The organism is Kribbella sp. NPDC055071, assembly GCF_053608045.1.
On record NZ_JBSGUS010000084.1, the window covers coordinates 1 to 729 of the forward strand.

Below are 729 nucleotides of genomic sequence, written 5' to 3' on the forward strand. Positions count from 1 at the left end.
GTCTTATATTGCTGAGCTTGATGCCAGTGATATCGAAAAAGGCACGTACCCTCACTACATGTTGAAAGAAACGGATGAGCAGCCTGTTGTTATGCGCAAAATCATCCAAACGTATCAAGATGAAAACGGCAAGCTGTCTGTGCCTGGTGATATCGCTGCCGCTGTAGCGGAAGCGGACCGCATCTATATCATTGGCTGCGGAACAAGCTACCATGCAGGACTTGTCGGTAAACAATATATTGAAATGTGGGCAAACGTGCCGGTTGAAGTGCATGTAGCGAGTGAATTCTCCTACAACATGCCGCTTCTGTCTAAGAAACCGCTCTTCATTTTCCTTTCTCAAAGCGGAGAAACAGCAGACAGCCGCGCGGTTCTCGTTCAAGTCAAAGCGCTCGGACACAAAGCCCTGACAATCACAAACGTACCTGGATCAACGCTTTCTCGTGAAGCTGACTATACATTGCTGCTTCATGCAGGCCCTGAGATCGCTGTTGCGTCAACGAAAGCATACACTGCACAAATTGCAGTTCTTGCGGTTCTTGCTTCTGTGGCCGCTGACAAAAACGGAATTGATATCGGATTTGACCTCGTCAAAGAACTCGGTATCGCTGCAAACGCAATGGAAGCTCTATGCGACCAGAAAGACGAAATGGAAATGATCGCTCGTGAATACCTGACTGTATCCAGAAACGCTTTCTTCATCGGACGCGGCCTTGACTACTTCGTATG

Annotated in this window: 1 protein-coding gene; it reads left to right on the forward strand. The window is 48.0% G+C overall.

The window, feature by feature from the left end; translation table 11 throughout:
- Positions 1-58: 58 nt before the first annotated feature.
- The coding region (locus tag ACWF4Z_RS38420) for an SIS domain-containing protein (RefSeq protein ID WP_452248124.1) at positions 59-729 on the forward strand (671 nt) is incomplete at its 3' end.